Below are 15914 nucleotides of genomic sequence, written 5' to 3'. Positions count from 1 at the left end.
GGGGTGGCGGCGCATACCGCACTGGAGCAACTGTTTGCGGGGGAGGTGCCAGCCTTCATGCAGCAAGAAGCCCCGACTCAGCCAACCGGTGCTGAATAGTTACGACGCGGAAATCATCTACGTGGCAGGTAACTCCACTGATACCCTGGCCAAGCTACAAGCTCAGCGTGGCGACCAGGAGCTGGATGTGGTGCTTATGGACGATGGCCCCATGTACCAAGCTGTCAATCTGGGTTTCTGCTCGCCGATGCAAGATACCACCATGCTGGATGACGTCTACGACATCGCACGTTTCCCCGATGACAAGGCTGTAGGAGTTGGCCTGGTCGCTTCTGGGTTTGCCTACAATGCCGACATGTTCGAGCGTAATGGCTGGGAGACGCCCTCCTCATGGAAAGACCTGGCCGATGAGAAATTCGCCGGCAAGCTGGTCGTTCCTTCCATCAGTAACACTTATGGTGTGCATGCCTTGGTAATGGCGGCGCGTCTCAACGGGGGAAGCGAAAGCGACATCGACCCCGGTTTCGAATTCATGAAAGAACAAGTCGCGCCTAACATCCTCTCTTTCGAGCCTTCGGCGGGCAAGATGTCCGAGCTGTTCCAGAATGAAGAAATCGCTCTGTCGGTCTGGGGCAGTGGGCGCTTGCGTGCGCTGGCCAGCACAGGCTTCCCGGGCGCCTTCGCTTACCCCGAAGAGGGTGCCGTCGCCTTGATGGTGGCTGCCTGTGTCATCGAAGGCAGCGAGAAGCGCGAGTTGGCCGAGGCCTTTATCGAACACCTGCTGGCACCGGAATCTCAGGAACTGCTGGCCGACACCCAGGGCTGGGGCCCCGCACAGCGGCATGCCCAGTTATCCGACGAATTGGCAAGCGTGCTTCCCTATGGTGAAAAGGTCAACCAGTTAGTAGCCGTGGACTGGGATGTCATCAATCCCAATCGTCTCGATTGGACCAATCGTTGGAACCGTCAGGTTGAGCGCTAGACACGCGTCAATCCCGTTCCTTCGTTGATATCCACTAAAGACACCACACCCTTGCCTCGTTCGATGAGCAAGGGTGTGGGGGAGTCCTGCTATGAGTTTTCTTCGTTTAGAGTCATTGACCAAGCGCTTCGGCAGCAATACTGCCGTGCAAGACATCACCCTCGATATCGACCAAGGCGAGTTCGTCTCGCTACTCGGTCCGTCGGGTTGCGGTAAGACGACCACCCTGCAAATGATTGCCGGCTTCGTTGAGCCCACTCGCGGACGTATCCTGATGAAGGGGGAGGACATTACGTCCTGCAAGTCTAATCAACGGGGCATCGGCATCGTGTTCCAGAGCTATGCCCTGTTTCCCCACATGACCGTGGCGGAAAACGTTCGTTTCGGCCTGGAAATGCGCAAGGTCCCTGCCGGTGAAAGCCGTCAGCAAGTCAGTGAAGCACTGGAACTGGTGTGTCTTGATCATCTCGAAGATCGCTACCCCCGCGAACTGTCGGGTGGTCAACGCCAGCGGGTGGCTCTGGCCCGAGCACTGGTCATTCGGCCACCGTTGCTGCTGCTTGATGAGCCCCTTTCCAACCTAGATGCGCAATTGAGAGAAAACATGCAGATCGAGCTGCGTAATATCCAGCAGCAGGTCGGCACCACGACCCTGATGGTCACCCATGATCAATCGGAAGCGCTTTCGCTCAGTGATCGTGTCGTAGTGATGAATCAGGGCAAGGTGGTACAGGTGGACGAGCCCTTTGCAGCCTACGAGAGCCCCAGAGACAACTTCGTTTCTTCATTTGTCGGCAAGACCAACCTGTTTGACTGCCACATAGACCAGCGTGAAGGCAGGCAGGCCCACGTCAAGCTCGGCGACTGTCTGCTCGAGATCGCCGTGCCCGATGAGATCAAGGGGAACAAGGTTCAACTGTCGATTCGCCCGGAAAAACTGGAGTTGACTCAGCACACGGCCGGTCAGCTACAGGGGCGTGTGCGGACACGACTGTTCCTGGGCAACCACTGGCTGTACCAAGTCGACAGTAGTGCCGGCGAGCTGTTGATCACTCAGCCGAACCTGGGCATCCAAGGGGCGGCGGTAGGCGATGATGTCGGTATTTGCTGGCAAGACGGGGCGGTACGTGTCCTGGGGGAGCAAGCAAATGGCTGAGCTTGTTTCCCATCTTCCCTCTTCGTCACCCCGGGGGCGCTCGCTTAATCCGGTGCCGTGGTTGTTGAGCGCCCCAGGCGCCGTTTTCTTTCTCACCCTGCTGGGCATGCCGCTGATCATGACGCTGATACTCAGTTTCAACAGCTTTGATTATTCGGTCGGCATCGTCTCGTCATTCGGCCTCGAAAACTATATTGAGGTCCTGCAAGACAGTTATTTTCACGAGATATTTCTGCGCACCTACGGCATCAGCATAGCGGTAGTGGTGCTGTGTATCCTGATCGGCGTGCCGGAGGCCTACATTCTTTCGCGCATGCGCAGTCCATGGCGCTCGCTGTTTCTTGTCATCACCCTGGCGCCGCTATTGATTTCAGTGGTCGTGCGAACGCTTGGCTGGGTCCTGTTGATCGGTGGCAACGGCTTGCTTGGCAAGTTTCTGGAAGGAAGCGGTATTGCCGAGTCCAGTGCCGGTAACTTGATGTATACCCACACGGGAGTGATTCTCGCGCTGGTTCATGTGCTGGTACCGCTGATGGTGATTTCGGTATGGGCCGCCCTGCAGAAGCTCGATCCTGCCGTCGAACATGCCGGCCTTTCGTTGGGCGCCAGCCATGCCACCGTCTTTCGTCGAGTGGTCATACCCCAGGTACTGCCCGGCATCCTCTCCGGCAGCTTGATCGTCTTTGCCTTGTCCGCCAGCGCCTTCGCCACGCCGGCCATTATCGGTGGACGGCGTCTCAAGGTGGCAGCTACCGCTGCTTACGACGAATATCTCAGCACCATGAATTGGCCGCTCGGGGCGGCGATCGCCATCGTGCTGTTGGTGGCCAATGTCGTTGTGGTGATGAGCTACAACCGCATGATGGAGCGGCGTTTCCGCCGTACCCTGGGCTAGGAGTCATCACGATGCTACGTAATAGTAAACTCGCCCTGACGTTTCACACGCTGTTCGTCATTTTCCTGTTGGCTCCCCTGGTGGTAGTAATGCTGGTGGCCTTCACACCGCATGGCTATCTCTCCTACCCTACGGACGGGTTCTCGCTGCGCTGGTTCACAGCAATCTTCGAGCACCATGACTTCATCCGCGCTTTCTGGAATAGCCTATATCTCGGTATTGCTGCCGCCAGTGTTTCGGCCTTGCTGGCGGTGCCCGCGGCGCTGGCCATTGTTCGTTATCGGTTTCGGGGCCGCGACGCGTTGGTCGGCTTATTCTTGTCGCCGCTGATGATCCCCCATGTCGTTCTCGGGGTGGCGTTTTTGAGCTTTTTCTCCCAGATAGGCATTTACGGTAGTTTCTGGGCATTGATTGCGGCCCACGTGATCATCGTCATGCCCTATACCATGCGTCTGGTTATGGCATCTGTGTTCGGCATGGATCGTAGTGCTGAAAAGGCCGCCCTGTCGCTGGGTGCTTCGCAATGGACGACGTTCCGACGCATCACCATGCCGATGATCCTTCCTGGTATCGCAGGGGGCTGGATACTGGCGTTCACCACTAGCTTCGATGAATTGTCTATGACCATTTTCGTGGCCTCGCCCAGCACGACCACGCTGCCTGTGCAGATGTATAACCATATCGCTCATACCGTCGATCCGTTGATCGCCTCGGTCTCTACCGTGCTGATCGTGCTGACGGTGCTGTTCATGGTACTGCTCGACCGGCTTTACGGAATCGACAAAGTTCTCATCGGCAAGGGCTAAGGAGCCAGCTATGCAGCAGTGTGATTTCGCCGTGATCGGCGGAGGGCTAGTAGGCAGTGCAATCGCCTATGGGCTGGCCAGCCAAGGCCATCAGGTCAGCGTCCTGGATGAAGGCGATGTGGCCTATCGTGCCTCGCGAGGCAATTTCGGATTGGTATGGGTGCAAGGCAAGGGGCAGGAGATCCCTCTCTATTCGCGCTGGAGCATGCGCTCGGCTTCCCTGTGGACGGCACTTTCCCAGGAGCTCTTCGAGCTGACGGGAGTCGCCACACAGCATCACAACCCTGGCGGCGTCCATCTCTGCTACAGCCAGGCGGAGCTGGAGAATCGCGCGGTGGAACTCGACGCGCTAGCTCAGGCGACCGGACGACAATTCACATTCGACATGCTGGATCATGACCAGCTACGCGACTTGATCCCCGAGATCGGCGAAAGCGTTACCGGTGCTTCATGGTCAAATTGGGATGGTCACGCCAACCCTCTCTATCTGCTGCGTGCCCTGCATGATGGGATTCGTCACTACGGCGGGCGGTTCGTGCCCGGCAGGAAAGTCCATCGTATTCGGCGCAACGGAAATAGCTTTGTGATCGAGCGTGATCACCAGACCCTCATCGCTGGACGGGTCATCCTGGCAGCTGGGCTCGGCAATCGAGAGCTGGCCCCGCAGGTCGGACTCGATGCACCGCTTGTACCCAATCGAGGCGAAATCTTGGTCACCGAACGTATGCGGCCGTTGCTTGACCTACCCACCACGTATCTTCGCCAGACCGGCGAAGGCTCAATACTGATGGGCGACTCCCATGAAGACGTCGGTTTCGATGACGGCACCGAAACGCCGGTGTTGGCTCAAATCGCCCAACGCGCCGTACGCGCATTGCCGGCGCTTGCTAACACTCGTGTGGTTCGTAGCTGGGGAGCGTTACGGGTCATGACGCCCGATGGCTACCCGCTTTATCACGCATCCGAAAGCCACCCTGGGGCCTTTGTCGCCTGTTGCCATAGCGGCGTGACGCTGGCCGCCGCCCATGCGAAATGTTTGGCGCCTTGGTTCGCAGGTGCTGAACCACCCGCCGAAATCAGTCCTTTTACCGCGGAGAGATTCCATGTTCAAACGCCTATCCCCGCCTGAAGCCACCAACGAAGCGGTAGTAACTTTCCGCTTTGATGAGCAGACCGTAACCGCTCGCCCTGGCGATACAGTGGCGGCGGCGCTGCTGGCCTCGGGTATCAGCATCTGTCGAACCACGCCGGTCAGCAATACCCCACGTGCCCCTTACTGCATGATGGGAGTGTGTTTCGAGTGCCTGGTAGATATCGATGGCAACCCCAATGTCCAGGCCTGCCAGGTCGAGGTTAGCGATGGGATGCATGTCCATATACAGCCGGGCGCCAGGAGATTAATTTCATGATTACGCATGACCTAGTCATTCTTGGTGCAGGTCCCGCAGGTATGGCCGCAGCAACTACAGCCCTTGAACATGGCATTACGCCGGTGGTAATAGATGAGCAGCCTGCCGCTGGTGGTCAAATTTATCGTGCATTGGAACGTACCCCCGTACGTGATCGGCAGATTCTTGGCGAGGATTACTGGTCTGGCGAGTCTCTAATAAAGGGGCTTAAAGACCCTCAAATTGACTATCGTCCTGCAACTACCGTTTGGCAACTGACCCGGCAGCGTGAAATCGGGCTATTGCATGATGACAAGGCAGAAATGATCGGTGCGCGGCATATCATCCTTGCCACAGGAGCCATGGAGCGGCCTATGCCAATCCCAGGTTGGACATTACCTGGGGTCATGACGGCAGGTAGTGGTCAAATATTACTCAAGAGTGCCGGGGCTGTGCCCCAGACATCCGTCGTTCTAGCCGGCTGTGGCCCCTTATTATTGCTGCTGGCCACTCAGTACCTTCGCGCAGGTGTCGAGATAGCGGCTATTCTTGATACAACGCCACGGGATCGCTATCGCGCCGCTCTCAAGCATGTTCCCGGTGCGTTACGTAATGTCAGTACCTTATTAAAAGGGGTGGGACTATTACGTGAACTACGTCGTGCTGGTGTTCGCCACATTAGAGGTGTAAGCGCTCTGCGTGCCGAAGGTAGTGGTCAGTTGGAGCGCGTTTTATGGAAGCAACAGGGCGATGATAATTGGCAGACACTTGAAACGCCTACTTTGCTGCTTCATCAAGGCGTTATCCCCAATACCCAAATCACTTGGGCGGTGGATTGCCACCATGAGTGGGATGAGCAGCAATTAGCCTGGAGGCCACGTCTGGATGAGTGGCTGGGCACTGATATCCCAGGTATTGCCGTAGCGGGTGATGGAGGCGGTATCGTAGGAGCCAAGGCCGCGGCCATGCAAGGTCAATTAGCGGGACTGGGGGCTGCCCTGGCACTAGGTAAGTTAACCTTGGAGAACAGTACTGAACGCGCCCAACCAATTCGTAAAGCACTAGCGCTTGACACCGCGATTAGACCTTTTCTCGATGTGTTATATAGACCTGCAAAACAATGGCGTTTACCCGATGACGATACGCTAGCCTGTCGGTGCGAAGAGGTAACCGGCGGAGAAATCCGGCGCATGGCTGACATGGGCTGCCGAGGTCCCAATCAAACTAAGTCGTTCACTCGTTGTGGCATGGGGCCGTGTCAAGGCCGTATGTGCGGTATTACCGTGAGCGAACTGCTAGCAGATGCCAATCAACAGAGTGTTGAAGAAACCGGCTATTACAGACTGCGCCCACCTTTCAAACCGATCACTCTCGGACAGCTTGCAAAGGCGGCGGAGGAAGGCTGATGTCTCGTCGTGTAGTAGTTGTGGGCGCAGGATTTCATGGCTGCAGTGCCGCACTGCGGTTAAGTCTCCAAGGGTACGAAGTCACTGTCATTGATAAGACCTATGCAGGTCGTCACGCCTCGGGTGTCAATGCAGGTGGTGTGAGGCGTTTAGGCCGACACCCTGCAGAGATCCCGTTGGCAGTAGCAGCTTGGGAGCGCTGGCAGTGTATGACCGACATCGTCGGTGACGACTGCGGATTTCGTCCTGTTGGGCAGGTCAAGGTAGCCGAAAACGATAACGACATGGCCATCCTTGCCGACCGCGAGCGCCAGGTACGTGACTTGGGGTTTCACCATGAAGTCCTGATCGGCCGTGACGAGTTGCACCGTCGGTTGCCGACGTTGGCCGACCACTGCCCGGGAGCGCTGGCGTGTGATGGCGATGGCTTTGCCAATCCTTATCGTACTGTTACTGCCTGGCGTCGAGAGGCCGAGCGCCAGGGAGCACGATTCCGTGAAGGTATCGAGATAACCACCATTGAGACCAAGGGAAACGGCTGGCGGCTGAGCGGTGGTGGCGAGTATTTTGATGCTGACTTGCTTGTCAATTGTGCTGGGGCTTGGGCAGGAGAGCTTTGCAAATGGTTAGAAGAGCCGGTTCCTCTCACTGCTGAAGCCCCCATGTTAATGATTACTGAGCGACTATCGCCATTTTTAGGAACCGTAGTGGGCGCGACATCGCGACCATTATCTTTCAAGCAGTTTGAGAACGGTACGGTTTTGATTGGAGGAGGAGTGCGCGGTGTCGTGGACACTGTTCGCGATGTGGCCGAAACCCGATTGGATGGATTGGCGGAGAATGCCGATACCGTCGTCAGCCTGTTTCCGTTCATGAAAGAGGCACGCATCATGCGAACCTGGGCAGGCGTCGAAGCAGTCACGCAGGATCACATTCCTGTAATAGGTCTCAGCAGTCAGCACGACAATGTTATTCACGCTTTTGGTTTCTCAGCTCACGGCTATCAGTTAGGCCCCATTACTGGAGAAATAGTCGCCGACCTTGCTTTGGAGCGAGAGCCCAAGCTACCCATCACTCCTTTTTCTATTCAAAGATTTCAAACACCTTGTTCTGAATAGGGCGAGTTTACAAACGCCAATTAAGGCAAACAGGAGAGTACTATGATTAAACGACATATCCAAACACCTATTATGCATCGCGCTGTGGAAGCAAATGGCATTGTTTTTTTCGGGGGAATAATTGCTGATGATCTTACGCTTGATATGGCAGGTCAAACACGTCAAGTGCTAGATAAACTAGAAAACTATCTAGCCGAAGCGGGTACGGATAATAAGCGGATCGTTACCGCAACTGCCTATGTTTCTGACTTGAACCTTAAGAAAGGGATGAACGATGTGTGGACTCAATGGTTTGATGCAGATCATCTACCTGCCCGAGCGACACTAGGTGTTGCGGATCTTGGTGAGAATGTACTTTTAGAATTAGTAGTGACGGCGGTTAAATAATCGCATAACACTATTGCTGGTGTGTTTTTACGCCAGCAATAGTGCTGAATTGACTTGTCTTCTAAGCGCGAATCCCCAGCGCTTCACGCTGCTTCTCTCGCAGTTCATCACCGGCTTTTTCGGCCAAATCCAGCATGGCGTTCAGCTCTTTGCGGTTAAACGCGCCCGCTTCCGCCGTGCCCTGTACTTCAATCAGCTCGCCGCTTTCGGTCATGACGACGTTCAGGTCGGTGTCGGCTTTGCTATCTTCGGGGTAGTCCAAATCCAGCACCGGCACGCCTTTGTAGATGCCCACCGAGATCGCGCTGACCAGCTGCTTGAAGGGGTCGCCTTTGATCTTCTTTTCCCGCTGCAGGTAGCGAATCGCATCCACCAGCGCCACACAGCCGCCGGTAATCGCCGCCGTGCGCGTGCCGCCATCGGCCTGGAGCACATCGCAATCCACGGTGATGGTGAACTCGCCCAGCTTCTTCAAATTCACCGCTGCGCGTAGGCTGCGGCCAATCAGACGCTGAATCTCCAGCGTGCGCCCACCCTGCTTGCCCTGGGTCGCTTCACGGTTGCTGCGAGAGTGAGTGGCGCGGGGCAGCATGCCGTACTCAGCGGTAATCCACCCCTGATGTTTACCGCGCAGCCAGCGCGGTACGCCTGCTTCCACGCTGGCGTTGCACAGCACCTTGGTCTCGCCAAATTCCACCAGCACAGAGCCTTCGGCATGGCGCGTGAAGTCGCGGGTCAAACGAATCTCACGCAGCTGGTTGGCCTCGCGACCGCTGGGGCGAACTACATCAGGACGCATAGCACCTCACATCATCATTACGTTGAAAAGGCCCACCATTGTACACGTCAACGCCACTCGGCACGGGGCTATTCAGGCCAGGCCCATTCAAGCCACCCCGCCCCGACAAGATCAGGTAGACTGACCAAAACGCGACCCACAGGAGCCCCCATGGCCAGCCCCCGCCACGTTCACAGCATGACCGCCTTCGCCCGCGCCGAGCAGACCGCCCCTTTTGGCACCCTGCAGGTCGAGATACGTTCGGTGAACCAGCGCTACCTGGAGCCGCATTTTCGTTTGCACGAAAGCCTGCGTGACCTGGAGCCGCTGCTGCGCGAAGCGCTGCGTACCCGCTTGGCGCGTGGCAAGGTGGAGTGCAGCGTACGTTTCGAGAGCACCGACACCGCCCAGGCACCAGCGGTGAACATCGCGCGCCTGCAAGAGATTGCCGACGCCCTGGCGGCCATTCAGCAGCAGGTGCCCAGCGCCGTACCGCCCACTACGCTTGCGCTGCTCAACCAGCCCGGCGTGATGGAAACCCAGCACCTGGACCAGGACGCCATCAAGGCCGCCGCCAAAGCGCTGTTCGACCAGGCGCTGAAGGAACTGATCGATGCCCGCGCCCGGGAAGGCGAAAAGCTGGCCGAGATGATCACCACCCGCCTGGACGCCGTCAGCGAGCAAGTGGCCACCGTACGCAGCCTGCTGCCGCAAATCCTGGAACGCCAGCGGGCCCAGCTGCTGGAACGTTTAGAAGTCGCCAAGACCGAACTCGACCCCCAGCGGCTGGAAGCCGAGCTGGTACTGGTGGCCCAAAAAGCCGACGTGGACGAAGAACTGGATCGCCTCACCGCGCATATCGACGAAGTACGCCACCAGCTCGCCCAAAAAGGCCCCAAAGGCCGCCGCCTGGACTTCCTGATGCAGGAGCTCAACCGCGAAGCCAACACGCTGTCATCGAAATCCGTGGTGGCAGAGACCACCCGCTGCGCGGTAGAGCTGAAGGTGCTGATCGAGCAGATGCGGGAGCAGATACAGAATATTGAGTGATGCCTATGGTCGTTTTTTTAATTCTATAAGATACTGTTTTATATATTTTTTAATAAAATTCTTGTCCATGCTCGTCCACCGAAATCCCGCTTAATCCACCGCCAAGTGGGTAGTAAAGTGGGTAGTAAAATGCCATGCTATCCACCAGTTGGGCGTATTTCTGAGGTTTTACTACCCAATATTAATATAAGTGTCTGAAATATAAATAAATATATGGTTTTAGGCGTGGCGGAGGGGGAGGAAAGAGCGATGGGGAGTTTTACTGCCAAGAAAATTCAATCATTGATCAGAGAAGCCAAGCCTGGGCGCTACGGTGATGGCAACGGTTTGTACTTGATGATTCCGAAGTCAGGAGCGGCCTATTGGATGTGCCGCTACACCTTCGCAGGTAAGCGTCGCGGTATGACACTGGGTAAATGCTCTGAACTCTCCTTGCTCGAAGCTCGTGAGCAAGTGGTTGAGACTCAGAAAGCCATTCGTAGCGGTACAGACCCTCTTGTAGAGCGCGTACGTGAAGAAAAAATAACCATTAGCACGGTGCAGGATCTGTTTGACGATTGGTATCAGGAGCTCGATAAGCGACTCAAGCATCCCAACATCCCTAAACGCGTCTTTGAAAAGGATATTGCTCCTGCCATCGGTTCGCTAACGCTGGCTAGCGTTACCCCTATGGATGTGCGTACCATTATCAGAAGGGTAACTAACAGCGGTCGCCCAACCGTTGCAAATGACGCTTTGATGTACTTAAAACAGCTATTTAACCATGGCATCAAGCTAGGGTTTTTGACCTATAACCCTGCGTCTGCTTTCAACGTCAACGATGCGGGCGGGGTCGAGAAAAGCCGTGATAGAGCACTTAGCGTTGAGGAGCTCAGGTTTGCCTTTGAGGTTTTCAGAGAAAATCGCACTAGCTTTACGCGTGACAACTATCTCGCATGCGCACTGCTTGTTGTGCTTGGAGTGCGTAAAACAGAGCTCACTGAAGCCACGTGGTCAGAATTTGACTTGAACAATGCAAAATGGAACTTACCCGGAGAGCGCAGCAAATCGGGTGTGGGAATGGCGATTCCTTTGCCACCACAGGCAGTCGAGTGGTTAGAGGAGCTTCACATCCGTGCTTGTGGTTCACCTTACGTATTTCCTAGCCGTCGTAGCAGTAAGCAGCCCCATATGGGCAAGGATACACTCAATCGCGCCATTGCTAAGCTATTTGGTAAAGAACCAGGCAAGAAGCAGCAACCTGAAAATAGAATGGGTGATTTACCCGAGTTTACGGTGCATGACCTTAGGCGCACTTGCCGCAGTCTGTTGGCTGAGACCGGCGTACCTAGCCATGTGGCTGAGCGTTGCTTGAATCACAAGCTGAAAGGCGTTGAAGGCGTCTATGATCGGTATGATTATTATGAGGAACGAAAGCGTGCTTTGATAAAAGTAGCAAATTTATTTAATTCTGTAATGTTACCAAGTTCCTGCACACCCTGCGCTGCTAATGCTGGGTGTGCTCTGTTAAATCATACTAAGTAGAAAAACTTTATTTTTAGTTTGATGTAAGTGTTGATTGTAACGCTATTGCTGGATTTCAGCTTGCCAACTTAAAATTTTTAATAATGATTGAATCCATGTCTACTACTTTTTTCTAAGGCTTTTTCAAGTATCGTAGAGTTTACGGATCCGTCACGAGACTGCATGATAGAGATTTTAGTTGCCAGCTCTGTAATACGCTCTCTGACTGAGTGAAAATAAATAGCGCGTACACTGAAGTCTTTAACTGGATCTCCTGCATTCTTCAGTACTTCAAGGTAACAGCGGTGATTTATTTCGTTCATCAACTCATCGATCAAACTATCCACGTCACTTTGATGTATATATTGTTGTGCTACATCTAAAAACGAATCGCTTAAATTGCTGGTTTCTTTAGCTATAAAATTCTTTTTTCCCAGCGCCTCGTTAATAAGGTCGCTGAGTGTTTGTGCTTGAGACTGTTTACGCTTTTTCGCTAAAAGCTTTAGTTGCTTTATTTTTTTCTCTGGGATTTGAAGAGAGACTGGGTTGCCATTCTTCTTACGGTATTGGTACGTATTCCAGGCTCCTTTCATTTGCCTGCTGGCTTCTCGATATTCAGCTTCATCAGGAAGCTTCTTCAAGCTTTTAGCCATCTCAACATAACCGTACTCAGCAGGCGGTTTTACCGAAATGAACGCCGTAGAACCTTTGAAAATCTTACGCGCCAAGTAACTAGCTATCCACTCCAGCTGAGCAGGATCACGAGTTACGATCCAATCGAAAGGTTGAGTCATGAACAATTTCCACTAGTGAATTAGATATATCTAATTTTTTTTGAGTCGGCTGTCACATGTCAAATACATTGTACACATGCAATGTACGGTTTCAATGGTTAATTACAATGTAATAGAACAACGTAAAAAAGTGAATTGTTAAAAGTCCGTGAAATCGGATTTTTATTTTTTGTAGAATGCCGTAAGCTGCATGCTATGCACACATCCATTCTGACCTACAAGAACGCTCGCCTAACGCCCGAAGAACGATGGCTACTGATGCAGTGGGCGTCTGTGATAGGCGCTGACCAGAGCTTTGATGGCACTTTGAAGGATCTCTTCATGAGCCTAGGCATGACGTATGCGCAAGGCCGTCGAGCCTGGGGTTGTCTCATAAAAAAACACGGAGAAAGGCAAAACCAGTTTATTGAGATTGAGCGGCTACCTGTTAAAGGACCAGGTCGGCCAGCGGTACGTTATCGTTTATCAGCAAAGTTTGTGAAAGAACTACAGAAGTATCCGTTGTCTTCTACGCACCACGTAGAAGAAATAGCCACACTTACCAAAACGACCCTACTATCTGCTGAAAATAAAAATAAGGATCTGGTAAGAGATGGACGTCGCCGCCGTTCAAGGTTGACCTTGCCTAACCGGTGGCTATTAATGGTGTTGCTAGCTCATGCTGATACGCCAGGTGTAATAACCAGCCTTGGAATATCAACAATACGTCACCTCACTGGGATGTCACGCTCCCGCATAGATAGGCAACTGAAGAAATTGGTTGATTTAGGTATCGTTGCTCACCATGAGCCAGGGCGATACTCACACCAAGCTAAAAAACGCAAAACCTCTATTTATCTGCTTGATTTAGCCCACCCCTCATTTGGAAAACACACAAGAACGCCCATTACAATTGTGTCGCCGCCTTCAAGCACCAAACCCGAGGTAACGGAATCAACAAAAGGTGAAATAAAAAGAACGGAGTTAGTCGGTGGAATAGTGGATGCAGTGATGACTGCAGGGGTATGCAGCTTGCAAATCGAAGCATTGTTGAAGGAGTACAATGCCAACAAGGGTTCTGATAGTACCGTGTCAGACGATACTAAGGATGAATCAAAACGAGAGCATGATCCTTATCGCGAGGCTAAAAAATATCAAGAGAGATACAACGAAATCAAAATGGTTTTTGACCTGGCGCTATCAATGCTGCCAAGCACACGTTATCTAGAAGGTGGCGTTGAAGAACTGCTTAAGCGCTACGATGTGGAGGATGCAAACTGGTTACTTACCAGTGTTCATATCGATACTTGTCGTCTGCTAACTTCCTCCTGGAATGAATTGAAAGAAGGTTGTTCCGGGCCTGAACAGCCACAACATGACGTTATAGTGGCGACTGCTCGTCGTTTAGGCATAACGCCTGAATATGTGATCGAAACGAAACCTGAGCAGGAGTCAGAATGGGCGTCTGAAAAAGCAGACAACTATACAAAGGCCTTGGACGATAAGCCTCCCACAGTAGAACCAATAACAGAACAATTCTCTTATCACCCCTTGGCGCTACTGTTTTATGCCCTGTCACATCACCTAGCCAAACAGCTTCAGCGTGACATCATCCGTAATGGACACGGAGACGACGAAGCAATGACCTACATGCTTGTGCCTGTTTTTCCCAATTCACCTAACGGCTCGACCTTACCCGCGTTTCAACTACGTAGCTATGGCCTGCGTTCCGAAGATGCCGGTAAAGAGCCAACGACCACTATATCCCGCAGCCCTGTCAGCGAGGATCTAAAAACCTATTGGCAAACACATCATCAGGATTGCCTTTCAGCTATCAATGATGAGTCAGATGATGCCACAGAGTCTGACGCTCAAGAGCCTAGCGACGCATAACCACCAGTCGCCAAAGCCACTCTCCAATTAAAAAATACTCACCTGCCTCATCTCATGAACGAATAACAGGAGTTCGTCATGAGCAATCGATTAATCCGCATCAAAGACGTCATGGATCGTACTGGGCTGGCTAGATCGACGGTCTACAAGTACATCAGCCTTGGGCAGTTCCCTCAGCCCATCAAGCTGGGCACTCGGGCTGTTGCCTGGGTCGAGCGTGAAGTGGAAGCCTGGATCTGCGAAAGCATCGAGCGCAGGAATGAAGCAGTGCTGAAGTAACTCAATCTTTCCTCATTTAATTGAAGAGTGATTATTCGCTGACGGCGACTCACTCCCACCAGCAACCATCAGTACCTATCGGTCACTACCCATTCCCAAGAACCTTGTTTAATTATTATTAGTTAAATCAAATATTTAAATCAAAGGGTAATGGGAGGGGCATCAAGCCCCGTCCCTGAGTAGCGAGCGTAAAGGTAGCCATCCACACGTATCCGTCTCAATGAATCCAGCCTCCGCTGGAGGCTTCGTCGTGCCTGACATACATGCTCATGCCTCCGAAGGCATGGGTCGATCTCACTATCGAGGTAATTAAAATGCTTCAACGACACCCATCAAACGCTAATTTGTGCTTGAACGCTGCTCCTACCTTCAACGGGCTTGCTCTCCAAGTGAAACATCTCCCAATGGCCGATGAATACCTTCAGGCCCTTTACATTACAATGCACAAGGCTCTCGCTGACTACCCTCGCGTGCTAGCCTTCAGGGTCGATCCTGTCATTCCCACAACGATAAGCGACCGGATGAGGCCGGAGGATCACAAAGGCCTTATCGCAAGGTTCATCGCTTCCTTTAAAGCGATTATCAAACATGATCGTGAGAGTAAACGCCAAGCTGGCTGGGTGCCTGACACTAAGGTGCGCTACGTATGGTGCCGGGAGGTTGGCCTTAACGGCAAGCCGCACTATCACTTCTTCTTCCTACTGAATCGTGACGCGTATCACATGCCAGGTAAGGCAGGCTCTCAAAACGAGAACCTTATCAGCCGGGTGTCACGTGCTTGGTACAGCGCGCTGGGAATCACTTGGAACCCTCAAGAGCCATGGGTACACGTCCCTGATAACCCTTACTACTGGATCGACCGAGGTGACCTAACTAGCTTTGAGCAGGCTTTCACACGTGCCTCTTATCTCTGTAAAACGAATACAAAGCAGTACGGGCTAGGTGTACGAGCGTTTGGTACTAGCCGCCAATAAGGGACATTGTCTATCGATCCACAAGCTCACTAAACCTATCCAGGCAATGGATACGGTCAGTGGAGTATCGCTTTGCCCTCATGCCCCCACACCGCTAAACTCGGCTCACTCTTTTGTGGGGGCTAGGTATCCACCATGCCGACGATTACTGCCATATATGGAATCATCGATGAGCTACACCGTTACGCTGCAACAGCTGGAAACTCCAGTAGCACATGAATTTACGACCAAGAGATTATGAGTGCAACAAAATAAACTTTGGTATCGCGCCTGCAATGCGGAAACCAAGAATTATCAATACGTTATCTTTTCCAGGGATTACATTACTCACATGTCTTTCATCCTGTTAGCAGCCAGATGACAACCAGGCGGCGACCATATATCTGTGATATTGGCCTACCCTAAGAACATGAAGGACAACATAACACTTGCTGAAAAGGCCGCATTGAAAACACTGACCCACCAATTAAAGGAGGAAGTTTCTGGATGAGCATTTTTGACGAACTCCAAACATCGCTGCAGGAAG

16 protein-coding genes are annotated in these 15914 nt (G+C 53.0%); 14 read left to right on the top strand and 2 right to left on the bottom strand.

The genetic code is table 11. The features are described 5' to 3' along the window. Positions 1–88 precede the first annotated feature (88 nt). The 9 genes from IE091_RS17765 (at position 89) to IE091_RS17725 (ending at position 8138) form a co-directional block, all read left to right on the top strand. On the top strand, positions 89–982 hold the full coding sequence (locus IE091_RS17765) for an ABC transporter substrate-binding protein (protein ID WP_229800892.1): 894 nt from the start codon (positions 89–91) through the stop codon (positions 980–982). Positions 983–1073: 91 nt separating this feature from the next. Then, entirely contained in the window at positions 1074–2138 is a 1065-nt protein-coding gene (locus tag IE091_RS17760) for an ABC transporter ATP-binding protein (RefSeq protein WP_144984016.1), read from the top strand. Further along, positions 2131–3033 (top strand): ABC transporter permease, encoded by a 903-nt coding sequence (locus tag IE091_RS17755; protein ID WP_144984019.1) that lies wholly within the window; start codon positions 2131–2133, stop codon positions 3031–3033. The genes IE091_RS17760 and IE091_RS17755 overlap by 8 nt, the downstream gene beginning before the upstream one ends. A gap of 11 nt (positions 3034–3044) precedes the next feature. Beyond that, positions 3045–3839, top strand: a complete 795-nt coding sequence (locus IE091_RS17750; RefSeq protein WP_144984021.1) for an ABC transporter permease — start codon at positions 3045–3047, stop codon at positions 3837–3839. Positions 3840–3849: 10 nt separating this feature from the next. Continuing rightward, positions 3850–4968: an NAD(P)/FAD-dependent oxidoreductase gene (locus IE091_RS17745; RefSeq protein WP_144984024.1), complete on the top strand. Its 1119-nt coding sequence runs from the start codon at positions 3850–3852 to the stop codon at positions 4966–4968. Continuing rightward, entirely contained in the window at positions 4943–5248 is a 306-nt protein-coding gene (locus tag IE091_RS17740) for a (2Fe-2S)-binding protein (protein ID WP_144984027.1), read from the top strand. Before IE091_RS17745 ends, IE091_RS17740 begins: the two co-directional genes overlap by 26 nt. Further along, positions 5245–6633 carry an NAD(P)/FAD-dependent oxidoreductase gene (locus tag IE091_RS17735; RefSeq protein ID WP_144984030.1) on the top strand — a complete coding sequence of 463 codons (1389 nt, stop codon included), beginning with the start codon at positions 5245–5247 and terminating at the stop codon, positions 6631–6633. The genes IE091_RS17740 and IE091_RS17735 overlap by 4 nt, the downstream gene beginning before the upstream one ends. Then, entirely contained in the window at positions 6633–7751 is a 1119-nt protein-coding gene (locus tag IE091_RS17730; RefSeq protein ID WP_189464269.1) for an NAD(P)/FAD-dependent oxidoreductase, read from the top strand. Before IE091_RS17735 ends, IE091_RS17730 begins: the two co-directional genes overlap by 1 nt. A 42-nt stretch (positions 7752–7793) precedes the next feature. Beyond that, a complete protein-coding gene (locus tag IE091_RS17725) occupies positions 7794–8138 on the top strand; it encodes a RidA family protein (protein WP_144984036.1) in 345 nt (114 codons plus the stop codon). A gap of 61 nt (positions 8139–8199) precedes the next feature. Here IE091_RS17725 and rph read toward each other — a convergent pair whose 3' ends face one another. Next, the gene (gene rph, locus IE091_RS17720; RefSeq protein WP_189464268.1) at positions 8200–8937 is read right to left on the bottom strand and encodes a ribonuclease PH; all 738 of its coding nucleotides are present in this window, start codon (positions 8935–8937) and stop codon (positions 8200–8202) included. 150 nt (positions 8938–9087) lie between these two features. Here rph and IE091_RS17715 point away from each other — a divergent pair, with 150 nt between their 5' ends. Further along, complete coding sequence (locus IE091_RS17715; RefSeq protein WP_189464267.1) at positions 9088–9966, top strand: YicC/YloC family endoribonuclease; 879 nt, start codon at positions 9088–9090, stop codon at positions 9964–9966. Between the two features lie 249 nt (positions 9967–10215). Next, the gene (locus tag IE091_RS17710; protein ID WP_081138515.1) at positions 10216–11490 is read left to right on the top strand and encodes a tyrosine-type recombinase/integrase; all 1275 of its coding nucleotides are present in this window, start codon (positions 10216–10218) and stop codon (positions 11488–11490) included. A 77-nt stretch (positions 11491–11567) separates the two neighbouring features. Here the strand turns inward: IE091_RS17710 and IE091_RS17705 are convergent, their stop codons facing one another. Beyond that, complete coding sequence (locus IE091_RS17705; RefSeq protein WP_016915555.1) at positions 11568–12263, bottom strand: hypothetical protein; 696 nt, start codon at positions 12261–12263, stop codon at positions 11568–11570. Positions 12264–12458: 195 nt separating this feature from the next. On the opposite strand from IE091_RS17705, the gene IE091_RS17700 reads away from it, so the two are divergent. From IE091_RS17700 to IE091_RS18695, 3 genes are all read left to right on the top strand, one after another. Then, a complete protein-coding gene (locus IE091_RS17700) occupies positions 12459–14135 on the top strand; it encodes a helix-turn-helix domain-containing protein (protein WP_189464266.1) in 1677 nt (558 codons plus the stop codon). A 78-nt stretch (positions 14136–14213) separates the two neighbouring features. Beyond that, positions 14214–14414, top strand: a complete 201-nt coding sequence (locus IE091_RS17695; protein ID WP_016915553.1) for a helix-turn-helix transcriptional regulator — start codon at positions 14214–14216, stop codon at positions 14412–14414. Between the two features lie 263 nt (positions 14415–14677). Continuing rightward, positions 14678–15388, top strand: a complete 711-nt coding sequence (locus tag IE091_RS18695) for an inovirus Gp2 family protein (RefSeq protein ID WP_016915552.1) — start codon at positions 14678–14680, stop codon at positions 15386–15388. Positions 15389–15914 lie beyond the last annotated feature (526 nt).

Origin of the sequence: Vreelandella hamiltonii (genome assembly GCF_014651775.1) — a bacterium.
Classification (GTDB): domain Bacteria; phylum Pseudomonadota; class Gammaproteobacteria; order Pseudomonadales; family Halomonadaceae; genus Vreelandella; species Vreelandella hamiltonii.
The sequence above is the reverse complement of the archived record's forward strand: the minus strand, read 5'-3'. Positions and strand labels throughout refer to the sequence as shown.

Excerpts from the sequence above, each read along its gene's own strand:
- IE091_RS17760 (WP_144984016.1), top strand. The coding sequence starts at position 1,074 with ATGAGTTTTCTTCGTTTAGAGTCATTGACCAAGCGCTTCGGCAGCAAT.
- IE091_RS17755 (WP_144984019.1), top strand. The coding sequence starts at position 2,131 with ATGGCTGAGCTTGTTTCCCATCTTCCCTCTTCGTCACCCCGGGGGCGC.
- IE091_RS17750 (WP_144984021.1), top strand. The coding sequence starts at position 3,045 with ATGCTACGTAATAGTAAACTCGCCCTGACGTTTCACACGCTGTTCGTC.
- IE091_RS17745 (WP_144984024.1), top strand. The coding sequence starts at position 3,850 with ATGCAGCAGTGTGATTTCGCCGTGATCGGCGGAGGGCTAGTAGGCAGT.
- IE091_RS17740 (WP_144984027.1), top strand. The coding sequence starts at position 4,943 with ATGTTCAAACGCCTATCCCCGCCTGAAGCCACCAACGAAGCGGTAGTA.
- IE091_RS17735 (WP_144984030.1), top strand. The coding sequence starts at position 5,245 with ATGATTACGCATGACCTAGTCATTCTTGGTGCAGGTCCCGCAGGTATG.
- IE091_RS17730 (WP_189464269.1), top strand. The coding sequence starts at position 6,633 with ATGTCTCGTCGTGTAGTAGTTGTGGGCGCAGGATTTCATGGCTGCAGT.
- IE091_RS17725 (WP_144984036.1), top strand. The coding sequence starts at position 7,794 with ATGATTAAACGACATATCCAAACACCTATTATGCATCGCGCTGTGGAA.
- rph (WP_189464268.1), bottom strand. The coding sequence starts at position 8,937 with ATGCGTCCTGATGTAGTTCGCCCCAGCGGTCGCGAGGCCAACCAGCTG.
- IE091_RS17715 (WP_189464267.1), top strand. The coding sequence starts at position 9,088 with ATGGCCAGCCCCCGCCACGTTCACAGCATGACCGCCTTCGCCCGCGCC.
- IE091_RS17710 (WP_081138515.1), top strand. The coding sequence starts at position 10,216 with ATGGGGAGTTTTACTGCCAAGAAAATTCAATCATTGATCAGAGAAGCC.
- IE091_RS17705 (WP_016915555.1), bottom strand. The coding sequence starts at position 12,263 with ATGACTCAACCTTTCGATTGGATCGTAACTCGTGATCCTGCTCAGCTG.
- IE091_RS17700 (WP_189464266.1), top strand. The coding sequence starts at position 12,459 with ATGCACACATCCATTCTGACCTACAAGAACGCTCGCCTAACGCCCGAA.
- IE091_RS17695 (WP_016915553.1), top strand. The coding sequence starts at position 14,214 with ATGAGCAATCGATTAATCCGCATCAAAGACGTCATGGATCGTACTGGG.
- IE091_RS18695 (WP_016915552.1), top strand. The coding sequence starts at position 14,678 with ATGCTCATGCCTCCGAAGGCATGGGTCGATCTCACTATCGAGGTAATT.